Origin of the sequence: Caballeronia sp. INML1 (assembly GCF_023631085.1) — a bacterium.
Classification (GTDB): domain Bacteria; phylum Pseudomonadota; class Gammaproteobacteria; order Burkholderiales; family Burkholderiaceae; genus Caballeronia; species Caballeronia turbans.
Map to the genome: position 1 here is coordinate 36,143 of NZ_JALQDT010000053.1, position 24,431 is coordinate 60,573.

The 24,431-nt window shown below is 63.5% G+C and carries 24 protein-coding genes; 11 read left to right on the forward strand and 13 right to left on the reverse strand.

Annotated features, from left to right (window positions below):
- Positions 1-30: 30 nt before the first annotated feature.
- Together phnD and phnC are read right to left on the reverse strand one after the other, a co-directional pair.
- Positions 31-1,002 (reverse strand): phosphonate ABC transporter substrate-binding protein, encoded by a 972-nt coding sequence (gene phnD / locus NCR38_RS19825; protein ID WP_250477510.1) that lies wholly within the window; start codon positions 1,000-1,002, stop codon positions 31-33.
- A gap of 33 nt (positions 1,003-1,035) precedes the next feature.
- Positions 1,036-1,872 (reverse strand): phosphonate ABC transporter ATP-binding protein, encoded by an 837-nt coding sequence (gene phnC / locus NCR38_RS19830; protein ID WP_061120731.1) that lies wholly within the window; start codon positions 1,870-1,872, stop codon positions 1,036-1,038.
- A 227-nt stretch (positions 1,873-2,099) separates the two neighbouring features.
- Between phnC and NCR38_RS19835 the strand changes: the two genes are divergently transcribed.
- Positions 2,100-3,488, forward strand: coding sequence for a dihydrolipoyl dehydrogenase (locus tag NCR38_RS19835; RefSeq protein WP_061120785.1), 1,389 nt, complete (start codon positions 2,100-2,102; stop codon positions 3,486-3,488).
- A 297-nt stretch (positions 3,489-3,785) separates the two neighbouring features.
- Positions 3,786-4,529 carry a Pr6Pr family membrane protein gene (locus tag NCR38_RS19840; protein ID WP_250477511.1) on the forward strand — a complete coding sequence of 248 codons (744 nt, stop codon included), beginning with the start codon at positions 3,786-3,788 and terminating at the stop codon, positions 4,527-4,529.
- Here the strand turns inward: NCR38_RS19840 and NCR38_RS19845 are convergent.
- From NCR38_RS19845 to NCR38_RS19895, 11 genes are all read right to left on the reverse strand, one after another.
- Entirely contained in the window at positions 4,526-5,749 is a 1,224-nt protein-coding gene (locus NCR38_RS19845; protein ID WP_061120783.1) for a YbfB/YjiJ family MFS transporter, read from the reverse strand. The genes NCR38_RS19840 and NCR38_RS19845 overlap by 4 nt on opposite strands.
- Positions 5,750-5,820: 71 nt before the next feature.
- A complete protein-coding gene (locus tag NCR38_RS19850; RefSeq protein ID WP_061120730.1) occupies positions 5,821-6,435 on the reverse strand; it encodes a TetR/AcrR family transcriptional regulator in 615 nt (204 codons plus the stop codon).
- Positions 6,436-6,625: 190 nt separating this feature from the next.
- On the reverse strand, positions 6,626-6,934 hold the full coding sequence (locus tag NCR38_RS19855) for an EthD family reductase (RefSeq protein ID WP_061120729.1): 309 nt from the start codon (positions 6,932-6,934) through the stop codon (positions 6,626-6,628).
- Between the two features lie 53 nt (positions 6,935-6,987).
- The gene (locus tag NCR38_RS19860) at positions 6,988-7,920 is read right to left on the reverse strand and encodes an MBL fold metallo-hydrolase (RefSeq protein ID WP_061120782.1); all 933 of its coding nucleotides are present in this window, start codon (positions 7,918-7,920) and stop codon (positions 6,988-6,990) included.
- Entirely contained in the window at positions 7,917-8,783 is an 867-nt protein-coding gene (locus NCR38_RS19865; protein ID WP_061120728.1) for a quinoprotein dehydrogenase-associated SoxYZ-like carrier, read from the reverse strand. The genes NCR38_RS19860 and NCR38_RS19865 overlap by 4 nt, the downstream gene beginning before the upstream one ends.
- Positions 8,784-8,803: 20 nt before the next feature.
- Positions 8,804-9,736, reverse strand: coding sequence for a quinoprotein relay system zinc metallohydrolase 2 (locus NCR38_RS19870; RefSeq protein WP_061120727.1), 933 nt, complete (start codon positions 9,734-9,736; stop codon positions 8,804-8,806).
- Positions 9,733-10,707, reverse strand: coding sequence for a LysR family transcriptional regulator (locus NCR38_RS19875; RefSeq protein ID WP_061120726.1), 975 nt, complete (start codon positions 10,705-10,707; stop codon positions 9,733-9,735). Before NCR38_RS19875 ends, NCR38_RS19870 begins: the two co-directional genes overlap by 4 nt.
- 684 nt (positions 10,708-11,391) lie before the next feature.
- Positions 11,392-12,159, reverse strand: coding sequence for a hypothetical protein (locus NCR38_RS19880; RefSeq protein ID WP_061120725.1), 768 nt, complete (start codon positions 12,157-12,159; stop codon positions 11,392-11,394).
- Entirely contained in the window at positions 12,156-13,067 is a 912-nt protein-coding gene (locus tag NCR38_RS19885) for a substrate-binding domain-containing protein (RefSeq protein ID WP_061120724.1), read from the reverse strand. The genes NCR38_RS19880 and NCR38_RS19885 overlap by 4 nt, the downstream gene beginning before the upstream one ends.
- A gap of 62 nt (positions 13,068-13,129) precedes the next feature.
- Positions 13,130-13,549: a c-type cytochrome gene (locus NCR38_RS19890; protein WP_061120723.1), complete on the reverse strand. Its 420-nt coding sequence runs from the start codon at positions 13,547-13,549 to the stop codon at positions 13,130-13,132.
- Positions 13,550-13,653: 104 nt separating this feature from the next.
- Complete coding sequence (locus tag NCR38_RS19895) at positions 13,654-15,465, reverse strand: methanol/ethanol family PQQ-dependent dehydrogenase (RefSeq protein WP_061120722.1); 1,812 nt, start codon at positions 15,463-15,465, stop codon at positions 13,654-13,656.
- Between the two features lie 354 nt (positions 15,466-15,819).
- Here NCR38_RS19895 and NCR38_RS19900 point away from each other — a divergent pair, with 354 nt between their 5' ends.
- The 9 genes from NCR38_RS19900 to NCR38_RS19940 all read left to right on the forward strand — a co-directional run bounded on the left by NCR38_RS19900 (position 15,820) and on the right by NCR38_RS19940 (position 24,172).
- A complete protein-coding gene (locus NCR38_RS19900) occupies positions 15,820-16,203 on the forward strand; it encodes a 4a-hydroxytetrahydrobiopterin dehydratase (protein WP_061120721.1) in 384 nt (127 codons plus the stop codon).
- Positions 16,204-17,029: 826 nt separating this feature from the next.
- Positions 17,030-18,070, forward strand: a complete 1,041-nt coding sequence (locus tag NCR38_RS19905) for a beta-ribofuranosylaminobenzene 5'-phosphate synthase family protein (RefSeq protein WP_061121945.1) — start codon at positions 17,030-17,032, stop codon at positions 18,068-18,070.
- Positions 18,071-18,127: 57 nt separating this feature from the next.
- Positions 18,128-19,057 (forward strand): NAD(P)-dependent methylenetetrahydromethanopterin dehydrogenase, encoded by a 930-nt coding sequence (locus NCR38_RS19910; protein WP_061121946.1) that lies wholly within the window; start codon positions 18,128-18,130, stop codon positions 19,055-19,057.
- Complete coding sequence (locus tag NCR38_RS19915) at positions 19,054-20,229, forward strand: ATP-grasp domain-containing protein (protein WP_061121947.1); 1,176 nt, start codon at positions 19,054-19,056, stop codon at positions 20,227-20,229. The genes NCR38_RS19910 and NCR38_RS19915 overlap by 4 nt, the downstream gene beginning before the upstream one ends.
- On the forward strand, positions 20,226-21,230 hold the full coding sequence (gene mch, locus NCR38_RS19920; protein WP_061121948.1) for a methenyltetrahydromethanopterin cyclohydrolase: 1,005 nt from the start codon (positions 20,226-20,228) through the stop codon (positions 21,228-21,230). The genes NCR38_RS19915 and mch overlap by 4 nt, the downstream gene beginning before the upstream one ends.
- Positions 21,227-22,165, forward strand: coding sequence for a RimK family alpha-L-glutamate ligase (locus NCR38_RS19925; protein ID WP_250477512.1), 939 nt, complete (start codon positions 21,227-21,229; stop codon positions 22,163-22,165). Before mch ends, NCR38_RS19925 begins: the two co-directional genes overlap by 4 nt.
- Positions 22,152-23,024, forward strand: a complete 873-nt coding sequence (locus NCR38_RS19930; protein ID WP_061121950.1) for a triphosphoribosyl-dephospho-CoA synthase — start codon at positions 22,152-22,154, stop codon at positions 23,022-23,024. Before NCR38_RS19925 ends, NCR38_RS19930 begins: the two co-directional genes overlap by 14 nt.
- Positions 23,025-23,195: 171 nt before the next feature.
- The gene (gene fae, locus NCR38_RS19935; RefSeq protein ID WP_061121951.1) at positions 23,196-23,705 is read left to right on the forward strand and encodes a formaldehyde-activating enzyme; all 510 of its coding nucleotides are present in this window, start codon (positions 23,196-23,198) and stop codon (positions 23,703-23,705) included.
- Positions 23,706-23,779: 74 nt separating this feature from the next.
- A complete protein-coding gene (locus NCR38_RS19940) occupies positions 23,780-24,172 on the forward strand; it encodes a hypothetical protein (RefSeq protein WP_061121952.1) in 393 nt (130 codons plus the stop codon).
- Positions 24,173-24,431 lie beyond the last annotated feature (259 nt).

Sequence of the window (24,431 nt, forward strand, 5' to 3'; positions counted from 1 at the left end):
CTCGAACGTGGCTACGTCGAGCGGCTTCATTTACTTCGCCGCCGTGCTGTCGAGCGCGGCGATCTTCTGATCGAGCGCTGCGAGCTGCGCTTCCTTGTCGGCGGCGTCGAGATGCGCATCGTTCTGCACCTGCTCCTTCTTCTGAAAGAGTGACATCTGACGAATGGGCACGAGCTGCGCGTTCGACGAATCCGCGAAGCCCGAATAACCCGATATCGAAGCCATCACCGCCTGCTCGCGCGGATCCTTTTCAGCGTAGTGATCGAAGAAGCTGCGCAGCTTTTCCTTCGTCGCCTGCGGCAGATCGCGGCGCCACACGAGCGGGTCGGACGGGATCAGCGGCGACTTCCACAGCACGCGCACCTTCGGATACAGCTCCGGATGCTGCTTCTTGATGGTGTCGAGCATGTCGGTGTTGTTGGTCGCGACGTCGATCTTGTCGTTCACGACCGCGAGCATGTTCGCCTCATGACTCGACGGCAACACGCTCTTGAACGCGCGCTTCGCATTGATACCGTTCTTCGCGAACAGATAGTACGAAGGCACGAGCGTGCCCGACGTGGAGTTCGGATCGCCGAAGCCGAGATTGATGTCCTTCGTGTTCTTCAGCACCTGATCGAGCGACTTCCACTTGCTGTTCGCGTTCGTGATGAGCAGCGAGTAATAGCCCGCTTCGCCGTTCTTGTACTTCACTTTCGCGAAGACTTCGCCATTCGAACGATCGACGGCTTCGATCGCCGAAGCATTCCCGAAGAAGCCGATCTGCACCTTGTTGAAGCGCATCGCCTCGATGATGCCCGCATAGTCGGTCGCGAAATACGCCTTCACGTCGAGGCCGGTCTGCTTGTTCAGATCGTCGATGAGCGGCTGCCAGCGCTGCTTGAGCGCGGCGGACGAATCGGTGGAGATGATGCCGAAGTTGATCGTCTCGGCAAGAACGGTCTGCGTCAGAAGGCAAGACGCGAGCGCGGCGCCGGCCAGGAAGAGACGGGCTGTTTTCATGATGCGATCCAGGGTTGATGTTCGGTTCGAAACTTAAACGCCCGCGGCCGAGGCGAATGCCTGCGAAGCTTGCGTGTGCGCGCTCGGCGCGCTGCGATGCGTGAGCAGTTCGTCCGCCGACGAGCCGTACAGCTCGCGCAGCACGGCGGACGTGAGGCGCTCGCTCGCGCCGTCGAACACGACGCGGCCATCGCGCAACGCGATCGTGCGCGGGCAGTACTTCATCGCCACATCGATCTGATGCAGCGACACGACGACCGTCAGGCCGTGCTCGCGATTGAGCGCCTGCATCAACTCCATGACGCGGCGCGCCGATTCGGGATCGAGCGATGCGATGGGCTCATCGGCGAGCACGATGCGCGCGCGCTGCACGAGCGCGCGGGCCAGTGCGGCGCGTTGCTGCTGGCCGCCGGACAGATTGCTCGCGCGCTCGAATGCGTGCTCGCCGATGCCCATCGCGGTGAGCGATTCCATCGCGAGCGAGCGCTCGCCGCGCGGGAAGCGGCCCGCGAGACGCCGCCACAGCGATACGCGCGACAACGCGCCGATCAGCACGTTGGTCAGCACCGAAAGGCGTCCGACTAGATTGAATTGCTGAAACACGAAGGCGACGTCGCGGCGGATCGGGCGCACTTCGCGCACGATCCTGCCGTTCTGCTGGATCGGCCGGCCGAGCAACGTGACGTGCGATGGCGCGGGGTCGGATGCCGTGAAGCCCGCGATGTGCCGCAGGAGCGTCGATTTGCCGGACCCCGATGCGCCGATGAGCGCGACCATTTCGCCCTCCTCCACGCGCAGATCGACGGAATCGAGCGCCTTGCGGCCGTTTCCGAACGTCTTGGTGAGACGCTCGATGCGAATTGCGTCCATAGCTTCCCTCGATGGGCGCGCTCAAACGGCGCGCTGAAACGTTCGGGAGATTCTAGGAAGCGAACATGACGAGACAGTGACGCGCATGAGACGTCTAGATGAATACATGACTTCATCGCGCCGTCGTCTGAGACGATCGAGCAGGAAATCGATCCGAACGAGCATTCGCGTTTCGTGTGGCGCGCGTCATGATGGTTGCAAATGCAACAACCATTCGGGACTTCATCATGAACACGATCCATACGGATGTCGCCATCATCGGCGCGGGCAGCGCGGGACTTTCCGCGTATCGCGCGGCGAAGGCGGCGGGCGCCTCGGCGATTCTCATCGAAGGCGGCGCGCACGGAACGACGTGTGCGCGCGTCGGATGTATGCCTTCGAAGCTGCTCATCGCTGCGGCCGACGCGGCGTATCACGCGACTCACGCCGATGCATTCGGCGTGCATATCGACGGCGCGGTGCTTATCGACGGGCGCGAGGTGATGGCGCGCGTGAAGCGTGAGCGCGATCGCTTCGTGGGCTTCGTCGTTGCGGGTGTCGATGCGATGCCCGATGCGGACAAGCTCATCGGCTATGCGCGTTTCATCGACGACAACTTGCTGCAAGTGGGCGAGCACACGCGAGTGCACGCGAAGAGCGTCGTGATCGCGACCGGATCGAGCCCCGTCATGCCCGCGATGTATCGCGCGCTCGGCGATCGCGCGGTCATCAACGACGACGTGTTCGCATGGGACGACCTGCCGAAGCGCGTCGCGGTGATCGGCGCGGGTGTCATCGGGCTGGAACTGGGTCAGGCGCTGGCGCGGCTCGGCGTGCGGGTATCGGTATTGGGTGCGCGCGGACGCGTCGGGCCCTTGAGCGATCCGGATGTGCGCGGCTATGCCGAACGTGTATTCGCAGAAGCGCTTCATTTCGAGCCGCGTGCGCAAGTCGAAGCCGCTTTGCGCGAAGGCGATGAGGTGCGCCTGCGTTATGTCTCCGGTGCCGGGGAGCTGATCGAGGACACGTTCGACTATGTGCTCGTGGCCGCGGGACGCAAGCCGAATGTCGGCGGGCTTGGTCTGCACGACACGTCCCTCGCACTCGATGACGATGGATCGCCGCTCCATGATGCGCTGACCTTGCAGGCGGGCACGCATCCGGTATTCATCGCGGGCGATGCGAACGGCGTGCTGCCCCTGCTTCACGAAGCCGCCGACGAAGGTCGCGCCGCAGGGACGAATGCAGCGCGTTATCCGCATGTCGTGGCGGTCGAGCGGCGCGCGCCGATCGCGATTGCGTTCACGGATCCGGGCATTGCGATGGTCGGTGCGCGTTACGTGGACCTAAAGCAAGGCACTTTCGTGACGGGCGAAGTGAGCTTCGAGGATCAAGGGCGCAGCCGCGTGATGCTCAGGAATCGCGGGCTGATGCACGTGTATGTCGATCGCGCGAGCCGCCGCTTCGTCGGCGCGGAATGGATCGGGCCGGATGCGGAGCATATTGCGCATCTGCTTGCGTGGGCTTTGCAAATGACGCTTACCGTCGATGAGATGTTGCGGATGCCGTTTTATCATCCGGTGGTTGAGGAGGGGCTGCGGACGGCGTTGCGGGATGCGGTAGGCAAGCTTGGCTGAAGGTTCGATTCGGAAGGCGTTGGTGGCCCGGTCATGGACGCAGTGCGTAAAGAGGAATTACGTCGTGTTGTTTGACGCGCTGCGCGGACCTCACCTGCGCACCGGACCCGGGCGCCGCGACGCCCGAAAGTCTTCCTCCTTTCAATATCTCGTAATATGAAAGTAATCCGATCTGATTCGATCCCGCTCTAGCGGCGCGAGCGCAAACGAGCTATCGCGGGCGCTAACTTGCGCAGCATGCACCCCGAATGCTGCCGCATTGCCGATCACGACTGCCGCACACGTAAAATGGGCCTCATGCCGAATGCATCTCCCACACCGCCGCGGCAAGAGCCCGAGTTGCCGCTTCACACGCCGAGCACCGCGTCGCTCGCGCTCGCCGCAGCCATCGCGATGATCGCGTGGCTCGCGTTCGCCGCGCAAACGGATATCACCATCGCGCGCGTGGTGCATCGCGGCTTCACCGTGTTCGATGGCATCGCTCGCATGAGCAGCTATCTGACGAACGTCACCGTACTGCTGACCGCACTTTGCTTCACATGCGTCGCGACACGCGCGCACTTCCCCATCGCGCGATTTTTTCGCAGGCCCACAGTGATTACGGCGATCGTCGTGTATATCGTGTTCGTCGGGATAGCCTATAACGCGTTGCTGCGATATCTCTGGACGCCTTCAGGTTATCGCGCGCTCGTCAATGAATCGCTGCATACGATCGTGCCCGCACTCGCGGCGTTGTACTGGTTTTTATTCGTGCCGCGTTTTCATCTGTCATTGCGACGATGTGCGCTCTGGCTCGTCTATCCGCTGTCTTATCTCTGCATCACGTTATGGCGCGGAAGACTTTCCGATTTCTATTCCTATCCATTCATCAACGTCACGGAACTCGGCTATGAGCGCGTGCTCATTAATGCCGCGATGCTCGTCGTCGCGTTTCTCGTGTTGATGAGCGTATTTCTCGCGATCAATCATCGGCGCGAAGACCTGAGCGTGACCGATCCGGAGACCGAATCCGGCGACTCGTCCTCCGGCCGGATCGATTAGGCTTCGACTCGCTTGCGGTTCACGATGAGGTCCGCGACGAACGCGACTGCCAGTGCAAAGGCACCGCACGCGAAGATCAGCGCGTAGTCGTTATGCGTATGCGAGAAGAGGAACGAATAGCCATATCCCGCGAGCGCCTGGCACAGCGCGAATGCCGATGTCGCCCGGCTCCACGCCGCGCGCTGCTCGACATGATCGTGCGGCAGGAGCTCATGCACGCGGCCGAGCGCGAGCGGCACGATGCCCGTCGTGGAGACGCCGAGCGCGACGGTCGCGACACCGATCACATACGGATTCGCGCATAGCGCCAGCAACGCCACTGCGCCCGCCTGCAGCGCCAGCACGAACCGGTACGCCATGCCGAAGCCGATGCGATCGCCCGCATTCCCGCAGATGAGCGGCCCGAAGATCGCCGCGACGCCATATAGCACCCAATAGCTCGCGCCCACTTCGGCGCCGCGTCCATAGCCACGCGCGATGCAATCGACGAGCAGAATCATCACGGGCACGAGACCGAGTGCATTCGCCGCGTATTGCGCGTACAGGAGCCGCAAACGCGCGCCGCCGAGCGCATCGGCTTGCATCGTGGCGGCTTGCGCAGCCACGGCGGGCGCATTGGCCGCAGGCCAGCCGAACCACGCGACTGCGGTTAGCGCGAGCGAGAACATGCCGAGACCCATCCACGTATCGTGCAGGCCGTGATGCAGGAGCCTTGGAATCAGCGTGCCCGATGCCGCGATACCGAAGCCCAGCCCGATAAAGATCATTCCGCTTGCGAAGCCGCGACGCGCGGGCGGGATATGCGGCAGGATCGTCGTTGCGACGAGCACCATGATCGCGCCGCCGGACAAGCCCGACAGAAAGCGCCATGCGAAGAACCACGCGATCGATAGCGGAAACGCGCACGCAAAGAACGCGGCCGTTGCGATCGCCATCAAGAGGCGCAGCGCGTGTCGATTGGTGAATGCCCGGGCAATCGCGCGGCCGAAAATCGCGCCTGCGAAATATCCCGCGAAATTCGCAGCACCGAGCGTCACCGCTTGCGATGACGTGAACCAGTGCGCTTCGATGAGCGGCGGAATGAGCGGCGTGTAAGCGAAGCGCGCGAGCCCGATCGCGACGAGACTCGCGCAAAAGCCCGCGAGCATCGCGAAAAGCGCGCGGGCATCGAGCGAAGTGTGCTGACCGCTGCGAATAGGCGATACCGTTTGATCCGACATGATGACGACTCCTGCGGCCAGGTGCGCGTGCACGCGGCCGGACAAAGTGACGTAAAAAAGGTGCGAGAGGTTTAGCGCTTTCCGGCGCTCAGGCCGAGAGGCGGCAGCTTGAGCATCGCCAGCGTCGGTCCGACGGCATTGCTCAGCAACGCAGGCTTCGGATCGACGCGTGCCAGCACGCGCACGCCGAGCAGCACCGCGAGGAGGCTGGTGGCGGCGGCGTCGGCGGACATCACGCGCTCGATGGCGCCGCTCTTCAGGCCAGCCTTCATGCAGCGCTCGAAGAACGCTCGCATCAGCGACATCTCTTCGGCGATGAGTTCGCGAAATTCTTCGTCTTCGGGCGACATCCCGAGCGCCGCGTTGACCAGCATGCAGCCCCGCCGATGTTCGTCCGACACGGAACGCTCGACGATCTCGCGAAAGAAGGCGGTAATGGCCCGGTCAGGCGGCATCGACGATTCGAGCCGCTGGATGCGCTCGCGCAAGGTGTGCTCGAGATAGTGATCGAGCGCACGCAGAAAGAGCGCGCGCTTGTCGCCGAAAGCGTTATAGAGACTCGGTTGTGTGAGCCCCGTGTACTGCACGAGGTCGCGCGTGGACGTGCCTTCGTAGCCGTGCGTCCAGAACGCTTCGGCAACGGCATCGAGCACGCTGTCCTCGTCGAAATTGCGCGGTCGCGCCATGATGCTGCTCCATCGAAATCGAAGGGGCCGATGTTTTATATCGGCTGATACAGAACGTATTGTATCGATGGATACAAAACCGTGCAGCATCCCCATTCGGCGATGCGGGTCATGCGTTGCGGGGAAATGAACCGAGGAAAGACGATGCGCTTCGGAAGACGCACTTGCGTCTCCGAAGGCGTGAGCGGTATCAGGCCTCTTTCGAATCGAACATCAATAGCTCGACGCCAGCCTGAGCGAAGTTGGCGAGATCGCCGGCGGTCTTCTGGCCTTCGGGCGAGCCGAGCGCGGTCTGGATCGCTTCGAGCGAATCGAACTGCAACAGCGCGACGAGGTGATAGGGCGAATCGCCCGACGCGGCCACGACCGGCCCGGTGCTGATCTCGTAGCGCCGCAAGCCCGGCAGCGTCTTCGCAAGCGGCGCATGGGTCGAAGCATAGTATTCGTCGAATGCTTTCGGGTCGGACGGGTTCTTGTATAGCGCTACGAGCTGAGCCATCGTCGTGTCTCCTGGTGGTTGTACGGCGTTAGAGAGAAAGATGCGGCAACGGTTTACTGCTTTTCGAGCTGAAGATAGATGCGCTGCACGTTCTGCGGCTGCGCGATCGCATAGAGCTTGTCATGCTCGAACGCGGGCACTTGCACGGTATGCATCGCCTCGGTGAGGCCGACGCCGTTCTTGTAGGCTCGCTTCACCGCTGCATCGAGTTCGCGGAGATAGTCGCCCGTGCGCATGATGCCGTCGCCTCGCAAGGGCGCGCCGAAGCCCGGAATAACCGTCTTCAGGTCGAGGGCATGCAGGTTTTCCAGCGCGGCGAGCCAGCCGGGAATCTGCTCGTTGCGCAATTCGGGGATGCGTCCGTTCGAGACGAGCCCGCCCGCGAAGAGCACGCCGCTTTGCGTGTCGAGCACGGCGAGGTCGCCGGGCGTGCTCGCGGGCCCGAAGTGCAGCAATTGCAGCTGGCGCCCGCCGCTCTCTATTTCCGTCGTGCCGTTCACCGTCTTGTCGGGCACCGTCACACGCGAGCCGGCCATTTCATCTTCGCCGAGCGTCTTGCGCAGATTGGCGAGGCAGATCGAGCAGCGCTCGCGGATCAGTTGCGCGGCGCGCGCGTGTGCGAGGATCGGCACGCCGTCGTCACGGAACGCGGCCGCGCCGAACACGAACTCGGGCGCCTGATGCGTGATGATGACGAGCTTCACCGGCAACGGCGTGATCTTGCGGATCGCTTCGATCATCGCGCGGCCATAGCGATACGACGCCCCCGTGTCGATCACGGTCACGCCCTCCGGCCCGACGATGAAGCCATTGTTCGCGACGATGCCGTGATTCGCGGGCGCAACCGCATCGTTGTCGCCAAGGAACGCGTACACGCCCGGCGCGATCGCGACGGGCGCGGGCATGCCGCTCATCGCCGCGCGCGCGAGCGTGCTCAACGCGAAGAGCAGCATGCAAACGAGCGCTCGCCAGCGGCTCGCCGTCATTTCATCGCCGATGTTTGCGCGCCGCCCGGTTGCGCGCTGATCGCCACGGCGCCGTCCCACTGCTTGTTCTTCGTATCCTCGATATGCGCTTTCAATTCGCCGCTGCCGCCCGGCACGAAATAGAAGCGGAAATTCGGGTTCTCGCTGATCGAGAAATTGACATTCGCGATCATCACGGGTTTATCCGCATACGTGACCGAGACCTTGCGAATGAAATACGCCGTTGCGTAGTTGCGCGTGACCTGATTCATCGCCATGCCGGTGCGATTCGGATGGCGCACCATCAATTGCGCGAGTTCGGGCTTGCCCGCGACGGCCTGACCTTCGGCCTGAATCCTGACTTGTCCCGCGGTGCGTTCGGCGGCGTCCTCGTCCTTGTCGGCGGGCGCGGAGCAGCCGCCGGATGCCTTCACGAAGCGAATTGCGCTATAGAGCTTGCCGTCGTTGGTCTCGGCGATCACACGCATGAACGTGTAGTCCTCCACGCGCACGCGCGTTTCGATCGTCGCGAGTCCCGATTCCGGTGTGAACTCGAACGAACCCGCATAAGGCTCGGGATTCTCGTCGATGAAAAGATAGAGCTTCCTGATGTAATGCGTGGGCGTCTGGGGGAATTGCGCGTTGACCGCGATCGGCACGACGGCGGCATCCGCCGCGCGCGCGGGCGCATCGAGCTTGATGACCGCATCGCCGTGCGGGTCGATCGCGCGGCCCTTGAACGTGCCTTCCTTGAAGTCGAGCCAGCGCACCACTTTCTCAGGATCGTCGTCGGGTTGCGCCGCTCGCGCGGCATACGGCGCGAAGAGCGCGGCGGCGAGGGTCGCGACCGTCACCGCGCGAGTGCCGGACCATGTTGTCTTCATGATGTCCCTCCAATGCTGCACTACTGCTCCCATTCGAGCTCCGCGTAAGCGGCCGTCACATTGCGACGGTGATAGATGTCGGCGAGGAGCCACGCATCCTTCCCGTCGATGCCGATACCATCGACGGCCTGCCGGATCGTTTCGCCCTTCTTGATGGCCGCACGCACATCGCGCGCCAGATCGGCGAGATAGCGTTCTTCGGCATCGAGCGATTGCCGCCACGGCGGGTCGAGCGGACCGTGCCCCGGCACGACATGACGCGGATTCATCTGGCGAATGCGCGCAATATCGTCGAGCCAGCCGGTCACGCTGCCATCGACGACGGGAAGGCAGCGCACGAACAAAAGATCGCCCGTCCACAAGGTGCCGCTCTTCTCATCGTATACCGTCAAATCGTTGTTGGTATGCGCGGTTTTCCATGTGCGCAGCGTGAGCGTGCGTCCGCCGAGGTCGAGCGTGCCGACGCCGTCGATCGTCATCGTCGGCGCGACGATCTCGCTGCCCGCCGCCGCGCTGCCGAGCTCGCGGTTCAGCGCGCGCATGTAGTTGTCCGCACGCGAGGCTTCGGCCTGCGCGAGCGCCACGCTGCCGACGAACTGCGGATGATCGTCCTTGAATGCCGCATTGCCGAAAATGTGATCCGGATGCATGTGCGTGTTGATGACATAGCAAACCGGCAGCGGCGTGACCGCGCGTATCGCGGCGCGCAACGCGCGGCCTTCGGCGAGCGTGCCGCCCGTGTCGATCACCGCGACGCAGCGCGTCCCGACGATGAAGCCCACGTTCGCGATATCGCCGCCGTTGTCGGGCGTCGCGATATCGTCGTGACCGCGATGCGCGTAATCGCCCGGCGCGATCTGGGTGATCGAAAGCACTGGCTCGCCATGCGCGATAGCTGCGCATGCAATTAGTATGACGAAGACGCCATGACGCCAGGCGAAGGCGACGCTCATCGGACGCCGCCTGATTCGGCGAGGCGTCTGGGTCTGCGCAAGCCGAACTGCGCGTATTCGCGCTCGAGGAACGGCTCCGCGTTTTCGAGGAGGAAGCGACGAAATGCGAGACAGGTCGGCGAAAGTTGTTTCGAGCGTGAGTGCACGAGCTGCCAGGTCCGTTCGACAGGCGTGCCGTTCACGTCGAGCACGGCGATTTCGTCAGTGCGCAATTCGAGCAAAAGCGTGTGGAGCGAGATGAGGCTCACGCCCATTCCCGCCATCACGGCCTGCTTGATTGTTTCGTTGCTGCCGAGCGTGACGCTGCGCGCGGGCACGAAAAGGTTCTGCCGGAATACATGCTCGGCGACCGCACGCGTGCCTGATCCCGGCTCGCGCAGGAGGAACGTGTCGTTCGCGAGTTCCTGGAGATCGAAGGCCTTCGCATGACGCAACGGATGCGAAAGCGGCGCAACGATCACATGCGGATGATAGGCAAGCGGCTCGGCCGTGGTGCCGAGCTCGGGCGGCGGCCGGCCCATGATGGCGAGGTCGGTCGCATTGTCTTGCAGCAAACGCAGGAGCGTCTCGCGATTGCCGACGGAGAAATGCACATCGACTTTCGGATACTGCTGGCGATATAGCGCGAGCAGCTTGGGCGCGAAGTATGTCGCCGAGCTGACGATGCTTACCGCGATCGAGCCGCTGTCGGCTTGCGTGAGCGACATCATCGCGTCTTCGGCGTCTTTGATTTCGCCGAGTATCCGGCTTGCGTGATGCGAGAGCCGCTCGCCGGCTTCCGTCAGCGCGAGACGGCGGGCTACGCGTTCGAACAGCGGCAGACCGATGGCTTCTTCCAATTGGCGGATTTGCATCGATACTGCGGGCTGGGTCAGGTGCAGTTCCTCGGCTGCGCGTGCGAAGCTCGGACAGCGGCTTGCTATCACGAAGATTTGTAGCTGGCGCAGGGTTAGGGAACGGATGAAATTCACAAGGGGTTTTTGGGGGAGCTTGGGGTTCGCTTGGGCTTCTATGGAATCCTGATTTCGTATCGGACTATTAGCACTGCCCCTCCCCGGGGCGGGGGTCACTTTCTTTGCTGCTGCAAAGAAAGTAACCAAAGAAAGCAGCTCCACACGCCCGCGGTCACACGCACTTTGGCCATGCTTGCCAGGTGACCGTGGGCTGCCTAAGTGTCGCCCTCAAAGGACTAACCGGGCTTGGCTCGCGCACGGTCTGTCGCCTCGCATCGCACAGCGGAGCGGTTCAGCACCAAATGGCTCCGGCCCGCTTCGCGGCCGTTGGGTCAATCGGGTCCGCCCGTAATGTCTTGCTAATGCTTCCATCTCACTGCGTGGGTGCTTCGCTGGTTTCCCTTGTGGACCCGGCGGCAGCGCGTAGCGCTGTGCCGAAGCTATTTGGTGCTGAACCAATTGGCTATGCGACGCGGGGCGACAGACCGTGCGCGAGCCAAGCCCGACTGGGCCTATGAGGGCGACACTTAGGCAGCCCACGATCGGCTGGCACGCGTGGCCAAACTGCGTGTGACCGCGGGCCTAACAAGCTGCTTTCTTTGGTTACTTTCTTTGCAGCAGCAAAGAAAGTGACTGCCGCCCCGCATAGGGGCAACGCTAATAAACCACAGACAAAACGGGATCGGGCGAAAAAAAACCGATTCACCGACTAGCCCGCGGCGCATTCGAAGCCTTAACCGGTGCACTCCCCGGCTGGTTCATATTTCTGAACATCCCCTGATAGGCAATCGTGTCCTTCTGCAAAGGATGTGCAAAATCGTTACCTTCCCCCGGCACTTCGGTGCGAATCATGAGCAACCGCCCGGGCACATCGTCGGCCATGACGAACGTATAGCGCTTGCCCGTGTACTTGCTAAAGCGCTCGGCATTGGGATCGTTCAAATAAGGCTGTATGACGATTTGCCGGGCCTTCTCATGCTTGCCGAGCCCAAGCGACTCACTCGACACTGGCGTGATCGCCGGCCCCGCCGCAAGCGCCATGCGCACGCGCTGCTGGAAATAGCGCCGCTGACCGCCCGTCAACTGCTCCATCTCCGCGATGTCGTGCTCGAGAAAATAGATGATCGCCGGATTGCACGGCAGCCCGCCCGGCACATTCACGTCGCCGGTCCGATCTGACACATGCGCGTCGTTCTTGTTGTTACCCGGACTCACGACGAGCACGCGCAGCGTATCTTTCACCCGGGATGGCGGCCCGGAATAATCCACCGCGTAGTCGAGCTCGGTCTGCGGCTCGACACCGTTCATGTGCGGCTGCATGAAGATCAACTGCTCGGCCGGCTTGATGTCGACGCCCGGCGCGGACGCGCCCGCAGCCGGCGCATCGGCTGCGGCCACACCGGCCGACATCGACAGCGCAGCGCACGCAACGGCCCACGCGCGAAGGGAACGCCCGTATGTTCGCTTCATTGCGCGCTTACCGGCTGCAACGGCAGCAATGGAACCTGATAGCTCGACAGAATCTGATCGATCTTCGGCTGATTCGATGCGATCCAGTTATCGACCTTGTCACGCCACGCCTTTTCGCCGTATCGCACGCCCATCGAAATCTCATAATCGAAACGGATCGGCTGGCCCGGCGGGAACGGCACGAGGCGGACCTTGTTATCGGAGCGATTCACGAAGTAGCCCGCGATCGGCCCCCATACGAAAGCCGCATCCACGTTGCCCTGCGCCAGATCACGCTCGATCATCTCGCCCGGAAAGGCCTCAGGATCGCCGCTTTGCCCCTGATACGACACCGCCTGCCCGATCAGGTCATGACTGAGCAGCCAGTCCGTCGCGGGGCTCTTCACGAAGATGCCGAGCTTCATCTTCTTCAACTGCTCGGGCGGCAGATTCATCAGGTCCGACGGCGATTTGATGCTCGCGTATTCGGGCTTGTTCGGGAACACCATCGCGTAGGTGGAATGCAGATAGGGACGCGTGGTCGCAGTGAGCTCGTAGCCCTTCGGCACGCCGATGATCAGATCGCATTTGAAGCGCTCCGTCTGCGGCACCTTCTCACGCAATGTGTTGCGCACGAATCCCATGCGTTGCGGCCAGTACGTGTATTCGAGCTTGTAGCCGAAATCGCTGGCCATCTGGCTCGCGATCTTGTTCTCGTAACCCTCGCCCTTCTTGTTCGAGAGCGGCATGTTGTTGGGATCGGCGCACACGCGCAGCACGCCGTCCGCGCCATCGTTATTCGGCAAGTCGGGGGGTGGTCCGCCCGCGCCTTGCGCGAGCACCTGTTGCGCCGAGAACGTCGCGAATGCCGCGCACAGCGCGGCCAGGAATCGGAACGAAGCGGCGCGGCTTGCATTACGATCAGACATCCACACCTCCGGGTATGAGAGCAATCATCGGACGTTAGCCGTTCATCGGCCGTGCAACGTCCTTATTTTGCATCGATTGCCTGCAGGTCGCCCGGGTTGATCTTGCCATCGGAGCGTCCCTTCAGATAGGCGAAGAGGTTCTCCCAGTTCTTCTGCATCATCTGACTGGAACTGAAATCGGGCATGCCCTTGTCCACGCGCCCGCCGAATACCGTGCGATGGAACTCGTTCTTGTCCAGCGTCTTGAATGCATCGATCAGCGACGGGCCGACCATCCCTTCCTGCTTCGCCCCGTGACAACGTTCGCACGCCAGCGCGCGCCAGGTCTTCCAGCCTTGCAGCGTGTCGTTGTCGACCTTGTTGCCATCGACGACCTTGTACGCGACCGGCTTCATTTGCCCCGTGCCCGCAGGCGTCTGGGCAAACGAAGCGGACGACGCAACGAGCGTCATCGCCAGCAGCAAGAGTGATCGGCCTTTCATACGTCTGACTCCTTGAACATGTCTTGTATATAGGGGTACTTCGGCGCGGCGGCCGTTGCAGCCGCCGCGCATCGCCATCGACTGGCGCACATCAACTACGCGGATCAACCGCCGGGAATCGCGAACACGAAGAGCGTGCCGCCGAGCGCCGTGTACTTCGCGAGCTCCTTGTAGCCGCCGACCGCGCCCAGGCCTTCCGTCGACTTCTCGAGACCCGCCGCCATGCCGATGCCGGCCCAGCCGCCGATGCCCGAGTACACGCCGACATATTGCTTGCCCTGGTACTGGTACGTGAACACGTTGCCGATGACGCCCGACGGCGTCTTGAACTTCCACAGCTCCTTGCCGTCCTTGATGCGCACTGCCTTGATATAGCCTTCGAGCGTGCCGTAGAACACGATGCCGCCAGCGGTCGCGAGCGCGCCGGACCATACCGAGAACTTCTCCGGCTTGGACCACACGATCTTGCCCTTCGCCGCATCCCACGCGATGAAGTTACCCATTGCGCCGTTCTCGTTCGGGCCCGGGTACATCGAGAGCGTTGCGCCGACGAACGGCTGACCCGACACGTAATCGACCTGGAACGGCTCGTAGTCCATGCAGACGTGATTCGTCGGCACGAGGAACAAGCTGGAGTTCGGATCGAATGCGGCCGGCTGCTGGTCCTTCGAGCCGAGCGCCGCGGGGCAGATGTTCTTGACGTTGTGATCGGGACCGGCCTTCTGCGTCGAATAGCTCGCATTGCGGATCGGCAGACCGCTCTTCAGATCGACGCTGTCGGCCCAGTTCACCGCCGGGTCGTACTTCTGCGCGACGAGCAGTTCGCCCGATTCGCGATTCAGCGTGTAGCCGAAGCCGTTGCGGTCGAAGTGAACGATCGCCGGCACCTTCTTGCCGCCGATGTTCAGATCGGAGAGGATCATCTCGTTGACGCCGTCGTAGTCCCACTCGTCGTGAGGCGTCATCTGATAGACCCACTTCGCCTTGCCCGTGTTGAGATCGCGCGCGAAGATCGTCATCGACCACTTGTTGTCGCCCGGACGCTGCGTCGGGTTCCACGTGCCCGGATTGCCCGAGCCGTAGTACACAAGGTTGAGCTTCGGATCCCAGGCGTACCAGCCCCACGTCGTTCCGCCGCCGTACTTCCACTGATCGCCCTGCCAGCTCTTGAGCGACGAGTCCGCACCGACGGGCGCCATCTTGCCGTCGGCCCAGGTCATGGTCGACTGCGGGTCGATCAGCATTTCGTTGTCAGGGCCGACGCTGTATGCCTTCCAGACTTCCTTGCCGTCCTTGATGTTGTATGCGACGAGACGTCCGCGCACGCCGAACTCACCGCCCGAGATGCCGGTCAGCACCTTGTCGCCGAAAACGTGCGGCGCGTTGGTGTTTGTTTCGCCCTTCTTCGGATCGCCGTTCTGCGCGGTCCAGACCACGTCGCCGGTTTTGGCGTCGAGCGCGACGAGCTTCGTATCGGCTTGCTGGAGGAAGATCTTGCCGTCGCCATATGCAAGGCCACGGTTGACCGTATCGCAGCACATCACCGAGATGACCTGATTGTCCTGCTTCGGCTGGTATTGCCAGATGAAGGTCTGATCCTTCAGGTTGATGGCGATAACCTTGTTGGGAAACGGCGAGTGGATGTACATCGTGTCGCCGATGACGAGCGGCGAGCCTTCATGGCCGCGCAGCACACCAGTCGACATGGTCCAGGCAACCTGTAGCTTGCCGACGTTGTTTTCGTTGATTTGCTTGAGCGTGCTATAGCGGTGATTCGAATAATCGCCCGCTTGCGCCGCCCAGTTCGAGGGATTCTTGATCAGGCTGTCGAGCTGCGAGTCGGCCTGGGCCACATATGAATTCAGGCCAGCCGTCGCGACCACCGCCAGTCCAAGAACCAGGGTGCGTAAGTTCATGTCTCCTCCAGAATGGTGATGCCTCCGACCCAGGGATGACCACGCTACCAGGTTGCATCGTGCGCGCCTTCAAATGCAGGTAACGAGCTGCGCTTGGTCCGGTACATAGCCGGACGCTTGCGTAGAGAGGCCAATTGCATATTCCATGCCGGTTTAAGTTGCACAGCTTCAAATCGGGAATTGGGCGGGGAAAGGTGTCGCAAGCGGACGGGTGCTTGTCGGGTGGCGACACATACTGTGTCAAATACGCGAAAAATTGAACGGCGGCGGCGGATCGTGTGACATGACGCGATGCAGCATGTTTTGTTTGGCGCATACTTGGGTGGTTCGCTGCTCTCTTATGGAGGCTTTGCCATGGCTCAAGCCGAAAAGGTCTATTCCGACGAGGAAATCAAGCAACGTCTGACTGGCGCGCTCAAGCACTGGTACGTGGAGGATGGCTGGCTCAGGCGCAAGTTCAAGACCGAAAGCTGGAAAGGCACGCTCATGGTCGTCAATACCGTGGGGCATCTCGCGGAAGCGGCGTGGCATCATCCGGACCTCACCGTTTCTTATGCGTTCGTTATCGTCAAGCTCAAGACGCATTCCGCTAAAGGGATCACTGATAAGGACTTTGCTCTGGCCTCCAAGATCGAAGAAGTTATTCAGTGGCAGCCGGGGAAGGAAGATGGGCCTTTGGATGGGACACCTTCCGATGATCAGCGGTTTCGCTATATCAAGTATGACGAGGCTTCGTAGGGCTTTTTTGCTTTCGGCGGGACCCGTTTTGGTGTTGGTCTATTAGCACTGCCCCTTTGCGGGGCGGCAGTCGCTTTTTTTGCTGCTGCGAAGAACGGCTTTCGCCGGATCCCGATTTCTTTTTGGTTTATTAGCACTGCCCCTGTGCGGGGCGGCAGTCACTTTCTTTGCTGCTGCAAAGAAAGTAACCAAAGAAAGCAGCTCCACACGCCCGCGGTCACACGCAGTTTGGCCACGCTTGCCAGCCCATCGTGGGCTGCCTAAGTGTCGCCCTCATAGGCCACACCGGGCTTGGATCGCGCACGGTCTGTCACCGCGCGTCGCACAGCGGAGCGGTTCAGCACCAAATAGCTCCAGCCCGCTTCGCGGCCGTTGGGTCAATCGGGTCCGCGTGCGCTTCTTTGCTGACGCTTCCACCTCAATGCACTGCCCCTGTACACCGTTGGTTTCCCTTGCAAACCCAGCGGCAGCGCGTAGCGCTGTGCCGGCGCTATTTGGTGCTGAACCAGCGTCTTTTGAGTACTAGCTTGTCAGACCGTGCGCGATCCAAGCCCGATTAGTCTTGTGAGGGCGACACTTAGGCAGCCCACGATCACATGGCAAGCATGGCCAAACTGCGTGTGACCGCGGGCCTAACAAGCTGCTTTCTTTGGTTACTTTCTTTGCTGCTGCAAAGAAAGTGACTGCCGCCCCGCACAGGGGCAGTGCTAATAGACCAACACCAATACGGGATCCAGCGAAAAAAAAACCCAAACCCTCCTGGTACAGGATTTGCCTATCCAAAAGGCCGTAAAAAAAACCCGCGCTTAAGAGGAAGCCCACCCCGATGCCGACCACCTCCCGACGCATATCGCCCGCGGCGATCACAGTGGAATCCCCATCGCGCCTGCATCTCGGCTTCATCGATCCGAACGGCTCGCTGGGCCGCGCCTTCGGCAGCGCGGGCCTCGCCATCGACGCCCACGGAACGCGACTCACCGCGCGGCAAGCGCCAGCATCGAGACAAACCCCGATCATCGAAGGCACGATCAACGACGGCCAGCGCGAACGCATCGAACAGCATCTCGCGCAACTCGAAGCGGCAATGGGCCACGGCCCGACAGTCGATATCGAAGTACACGAAACACCGCGCGCCCACACGGGCCTCGGCTCCGGCACACAACTGGCACTTGCGCTAGGAACCGCATTCGCCCGCGTGCGCGGCCATGCCACCACCACCGCCGATATCGCCCGCATACTCGGGCGCGGCGCGCGCTCCGGCATCGGCATACATGGATTCGATCACGGCGGCCTGATCGTCGATGGCGGGCGCGACGTACGCAACGCGTCCGCCACATCACTGCCGCCGCTCATCGCGCGCCAGCCGTTCCCGGAAGCATGGCGCGTGCTGCTCATCGACGACACCTCGCGCGAAGGCCTCCACGGCGACGAAGAAAAGCGCGGCCTCGCGTCGCTCGCGCCCTTCCCCGCGACGCTCGCCGCGCATCTCTCCCATCTCGTGCTGATGCGCATCCTGCCCGCCGTCGCGGAAAGCGATTTCGACACCTACGCCGACGCCCTCTGCGACCTGCAGCAGACCATCGGCGAATACTTCGCGCCCGTGCAAGGCGGCGTGTTCGCAAGCCCCGCCGTGGCGCGGGCGCTCGAAGCCGTCGCCGCCGAGGTGAAAGCGGGCATCGGCCAGACGTCGTGGGGCCCGGTCGGCTTCGCGTTCGTCGCGAGCGCACAGGACGCCGGGCGCGCGCTCGCGGCCGCGCAACGCGTCTCGCAAGGCGTGCCGCTCACGTTCACGGTCGCCGCGGGACGCAATCGCGGCGCGACGTGGCGCGCGGCCGATCATCGTCATCACGGCGCGAACGCGGCCTGAGCACGCAGCGCGCATCGACAGATTCAATCGACACCAACGCCCAACGAGTCCATCGCCATGCCCGAAGCCACCGAACGACCCTACGTCCTGCACATGTTCACCAGCACGCCGCAAATGAGCCCGTTCGACGTGAACATGGCCGCCGACGCTGGCTATCAGATCCTCGTGCCCTACTGCAATGTCGACGAGGACAGCGTCGTGCAGCTCACGCAGGACGCGATCTTCTCGCGCGGGCCGAAGGGCGTGTCGCGCACCGGCATCTTCATCGGCGGGCGGGACGTGATGCTCGCCGCCGACATGCTCGAAAAAGCCCGCAACGCGATGGTCCCGCCCTTCGAGGTCTCCGTCTTCGCCGATCCGAGCGGCGCGTACACGACGGCCGCGGCGCTCGTCGCGCTCGCGGAAAAGCATCTGCGAGCCGCGCATTCGGTCGATCTCGGCGGCAAGCGCGTGCTCATACTCGGCGGCACGGGCGCAGTCGGGCGCGTGGCGGCGGCGATGGCCGCATCGCTCGGCGCGGACGTCGCCGTCGCGAGCCATTCGAGCCATTCGCGCGCGACGCAGGTGAGCGACGAGATCAATCGCCGCTTCGATATCGCGACGTCGGGCATCGCGACCGGCTCGCCGGATCAACTGCATCGCGAGCTCGCCCGCGCGGAAGTGGTGTTCGCCACCGCCGTGGCCGGCGTGCAGGTGATGACCTCCGCCGATCTCGCCCACGCGAAGAACCTGCTGATCGCCGCCGATGTCAACGCCGTGCCGCCCGAAGGCATCGCCGGCGTCAACGTGATGGACGACGGCAAGCCGCTCGCGGGCGCCGCGCGCGCGGACGCCGTAGGCATCGGCGCGCTCGCGATCGGCAACGTGAAGTATCAGGCCGAACACCGTCTCTTCCTGCGCATGCGCACCGGCGGCAAACCCGTTTATCTCGGCTTTCCCGAAGCGTTCGACGAAGCCCGCGCGATCGTTGCCGGACAAAGCTCATGACTTCAGCCGATGAATCCCGCGCGCCGCGCGTCGCCGTCGCGGGATTGTCGGCGCGGCTTGTCGCGCAATCGGCGGCGCGCGCGGGGCTGAATGTCGTCGCGCTCGATATTTTCGGCGACCGCGACACGCGCGCGCACGCGGGCATGTGGTTCGATATCGGCGGCAACGGACTCTCGATCGATCGCGCGCGTCTCTACGATGCGCTCGAACGCGCGGCGCGCCTGCCGCGCATGCTCGGTCTCATCGTGACGAGCGGCCTCGAACCGCTCGCGGGAGAACTCGCGCGCGCGCCACGCGTGCCGCGCTTCATCGGCAACGGGGCGCAGGCGGCCGCGGTACGCGATCCGCGGCGCTTTTTCGCGTTGCTCGACGAGGCGCAGGTCGCGCACCCGGATGTGCGCTACACGCCTCCCGCCGATCGCAGCGGCTGGCTCGTCAAGCGCTCCGACGGTTGCGGCGGCACGCATATCGAATGGGCCGAGGACGTCGAGCGCGCACCCGCCGGCGCGTATTTTCAGCGGCTCGCGAAAGGCCGCTCGATGTCCGCGCTTTTCGTCGCCGCCCATCGCGAGGCCGCGGTGATCGGCTTCGCGGAGCAACTGACAGTCGCTGCGGGACGCCTGCCCTTCGTGCACGCGGGCTCGCTCGGGCCGGTGCAGTTGCCGTGGCACATCGCGGCGCGCATCGTCGAGGCCATCGACAGGATCGTCTGGCAAACGGACCTCACTGGCCTGAACAGCATCGACTTCCTGCTCGACGGCGACACGTTCAGCGTGCTCGAAATCAACACGCGCCCGTCCTCGACGATGGCGCTCTACGAAGCCGCCTGGCCCGACGCGTGGCCGCGCGGCTTGATCGGCGCGCATCTGGATGCGTGTCTGCACGGCGACTTGCCGCACACGTCCGACACGGCCGCGCGCACGCCATCGCTTCATGCGGGGCAGCGCGTCGTGTTCGCGCGCGAAGGCTTCACCGCATCGCGCGCATTCAGCGACGCATGCTTCGACGATCCCGCGTGCCACGACGTGCCGCTCGCCGGCGCGCGAATCGAAGCGGGCCAGCCGGTCTGCACGATGACCGTGTCCGCGCCCGCGTTTTGCGACCTGCGCGACGCGCTGGATCGCGAGCACGCGCGCATTCTGCAACGCATCGAAACCCTCTGTACATCATGACTTCGACTTTTCAGGCTGACGGCGCGGTGAGCGTCAACGCATCGAGTGCGCGGCTCGTCGCGCGTCTCATCGACGATGCCGCGCGCCTTCGCGTCGATGTGACTCGCACGGACGGCGGCACCGTCATCGTCGATGCGGGCGTGAATGCCAAAGGCAGCGCCGAGGCCGGCATATTGATCGCGCGCATCTGCATGGGTGGTCTCGGGCGCGTCGCGCGTCGCGTCGCCTACGATAGCGCGCCGCTCTGGCCTGACTTCATCGAGGTGCATACGAGCAATCCGGTGCTTGCATGCCTCGCGAGCCAGTACGCGGGCTGGAGTCTGTCGGCGACCAAGGAGCAGACGGGCGGCAAGAAATTTTTCTCGCTCGGCTCGGGCCCGGCGCGCGCACTCGCGTGCAAGGAGCCGCTCTTCGACGAGCTCGGCTATCGCGACCGGCACGATCGCGGCGCGCTCGTGATGGAAGTGGATCGTCTGCCGCCGCAGGTCGTCATCGACAAGGTGCTCAACGATTGCGGCCTCGCGCCGGAGCATCTCGTGATCGCCGTGACGCCGACACAATCTGTCGCGGGCACGGTGCAGGTCGTCGCGCGCGTCGTGGAAGTCGCGCTGCACAAGACGCACGTGCTGGGCGTCGATCTGGGGGAAGTCGTCGAAGGCAGCGGCAGCGCGCCGCTTCCGCCGCCCGCGCCCGACGGCATCGCCGCGATGGGCCGCACCAACGACGCGATTCTCTACGGCGGCCGCGTGCATCTGACCGTGAAAAGCGACGCGGCCGCGAAGCGCCTCGCCGCCGAACTGCCGTCGTCGAATGCGCGCGACTATGGCCGTCCGTTCGCCGACATCTTCACGTCGTTCAACTACGACTTCTATCAGATCGACCCGGCGCTCTTCGCGCCCGCGCAAGTGTGGGTGTCGAGCCTGGAAAGCGGCGCGACCTATCACGGCGGCAGGGTCGACAAGCCGCTGCTCGACGCGCAATGGCTCGGAGACGCGTCATGACCTTGCCTGCATTGCGTGTGGCGATCATGACCGATGAAACCGGCTGGCACACCGGCCGCCTGAAAAAAGCCTTCCGCGCGCGCGATGTGGAAGCGCGCTGCGTCGATCTCGCGGACTGCCGCATCGACACGACATGGAAGCCGCACGGCCTCGCGATTCCCGGGTTCGGTCACACGCTGCCCGACGCGGTGCTGGTGCGCGGCATCGCGGGCGGCACCTTCGAGCAGGTGACGTTGCGCCTCGGCATCCTGCACGCGCTCTGCGAGTGCGGCGTGCCCGTCTATAACGATGCTCGCGCGATCGAGCGCAGCGTCGACAAGTCGATGACGAGCTTTCTGCTCAATCGCTACGGCGTGCCGACGCCCGCGACGTGGGCCGGCGAATCCCCGGCGCATGCGCAGCGCGTGCTGATGCGCGAGGCGGCCGCCGGGCGGCAGGTGGTGATGAAGCCGCTTTTCGGGTCGCAGGGCAAAGGCCTGAAGAAACCCGGCTTGAGATTGCCGTCGCTCAAATCGTTCAGTCAGGTGGCCTATCTGCAGCGTTATGTCGATGCGGGCGCGCCCGGCTTCGACTGGCGCGTGCTCGTGATCGGCGGGCGGGCCGTCGCTGCGATGAAGCGCGTTGGCGGCGAGGACTGGATTCACAACTATGCGCGCGGCGCGCGCTGCGAGCCGGCGGAACTGTCGCCCGCGCTCACGGACGTCGCCGTGCGCGCGACCGCGGCGCTCGGGCTCGACTATGCAGGCGTCGATCTGATTCCGTCCGAGGACGAGCGTCCGGTCGTGCTCGAAGTGAATGGCGTCGCGGCATGGCGCGGCCTGCAATCGGTGACGCCGGTCGATATCGCGGCGCTGCTCGTCGACGACCTGCTCGATCGCAAGCTGCCCGCATCGAAGGGCGCGCTCGCGCTCGCCAGCGGCGATGAACGCTTCTGACGCACCGCTCGCCGTGCGCGCGCGCACCGCGTTCCTGCGCGCGTGCCTGCTCGACGTGGAGACGAGAAAACCGGGAAATGTGAGCGTCGCGAGCGCGGGGCACGGCATGACGTCGGCGCAATTCATCGCGAGCGCGGGCACGGCGGCGGCGGGGCTTTTCACGCCGCACGCACGCGTGGGCGCGCGCATTCTCGACGCCGTGCGCCGCACGTTCGATGCGGTCGGCTGCAATACGAATCTCGGCATCGTGCTGCTTGCCGCGCCCTTGTGCGCCGCGCTCGATGCTTTCGATGCGAACGCATCGATCGACGCGGCGCGCTGGCATGGGGCGACGCAACGCGTGCTCGCGGACCTTGATGTGGACGATGCGCGCCTCGCCTACCGCGCGATTGCGCTCGCCAATCCGGGCGGCCTCGGCGACGCGCCCGAGCAGCCCGTGCACGCGCCGCCGACCGTGACTCTGCGCGCGGCGATGACGCTCGCGGCGGATCGCGACAGCATCGCGCGTCAGTATGAGAACGGTTTCGCCGAAGTCTTCGGCGCGGGCCTCGACGCAGCGGGCGAAGTCGCGGCATCGACGGCGCATCGCGCGATGCTCGACGCATTCCTTACATTTCTCTCGGGCTGGCCCGATTCGCACATAGTGCGCAAGCAGGGCGCGGCGGTGGCGCAAAGTGTCACGCGCGACGCGGTGCGGCATCGCGCGCAATGGCGCATGTCGGGCAGTCCCGTCGAGTCGCGGGCGCTCGATGACTGGGACGCCGAACTGAAGGCGCGCGGCATCAACCCGGGCACGAGCGCGGACCTCGCGGTGGCGACGCTCTTCGTCGCGCTGGTGGCGTCGTCGAAGAATGCATGAAGTCTGCCCGCGCGGATCAAAAATTGGCACGGAACATGTTAGGAAGTTCGCGGTTGAGCGGTCGCATCGGAAATCGGGCGAACCGCGAGCCTTGCGCGGCTTTGGGTCTGACCGTCGCGAGTCGAGAGCAAGTCGCTAGTCCCTGGAACCACACATCACTGGAGGAACAGCATGGCCAAGATCAACCGCGTCATGGTGGGAGAGTCGCTCGTCGGCGATGGCAATGAAGTCGCGCACATCGACTTGATCATCGGACCGAGAGGTTCGGCTGCCGAGACCGCGTTCTGCCACGCGCTCACGAACAACAAGGATGGCTTCACATCGCTGCTCGCGGTGGTCGCGCCGAATCTGCTGACCAAGCCAAACACGATTCTCTTCAACAAGGTGACGATCAAGGGCGCGAAGCAGGCGGTGCAGATGTTCGGCCCGGCGCAGCGTGCGGTGGCGATGGCCGTTGCGGACAGCGTGGAAGGCGGCGTCATTCCCGCCGATGAAGCCGACGACCTGTTCATCTGCGTTGGCGTGTTCATCCACTGGGAGGCGGATAACGACCAGAAGATCCACGACTTCAACTATCAGGCGACGAAGGAGGCCATTGCGCGCGCGGTGGCGGGCGAGCCTTCCGCGCAGGAGGTAGTATCGAAGAAGGGAACGATGTCGCATCCGTTCTCGCCGAGCTGATGTGCATGGCCGGTGCGTTTTATGTTGTTTGCGTGCCGGCCGCTTCGAATCGACGACATTACGAGGCTTATCGCATGACCCCACGTTGCTGCGCGTTGACGGTGCTCACCTGCCTCTCGCTGATTTCGCCGCTTTCGCTTGCAGCGACGGGTGCTGGGGGCGGTGGCGCGCCCGCCAGGACTCACGACTATCCCACCGAAGGACGCGTGGAATATGTGCTCGGATGCATGGACGACAATGGGCACGATTTCGCCAACGTGTACAAGTGCTCTTGTGCGATCGACAAGATCGCTGATGTGCTTACTTATGATGACTACGTCGAGCAGTCTACGTTTTCTAAATACGCCACGCTGGGTGGGGAAGGTGGGGCGGAGTTTCGGGTCGATCGCGCGAAGGCTCAGACGAGGAAGTTTCGTGACTTGCAGAGGGATGCTTATAAGGCTTGTGGGATTGCGCCGCGGAAGTAGGGGCGGGGGGGTTTTGGTGGTTTGCTTGGGTTTTTGCCGGATCCCGTATTGTTCGTGGTTTATTAGCGCTGCCCCTATGCGGGGCGGCAGTCACTTTCTTTGCTGCTGCAAAGAAAGTAACCAAAGAAAGCAGCTCCACACGCCCGCGGTCACACGCAGTTTGGCCACGCGTGCCATGTGATCGTGGGCTGCCTAAGTGTCGCCCTCATAGGCCCAACCGCGCTTGGATCGCGCACGGTCTGTATCATCGCACCACTCC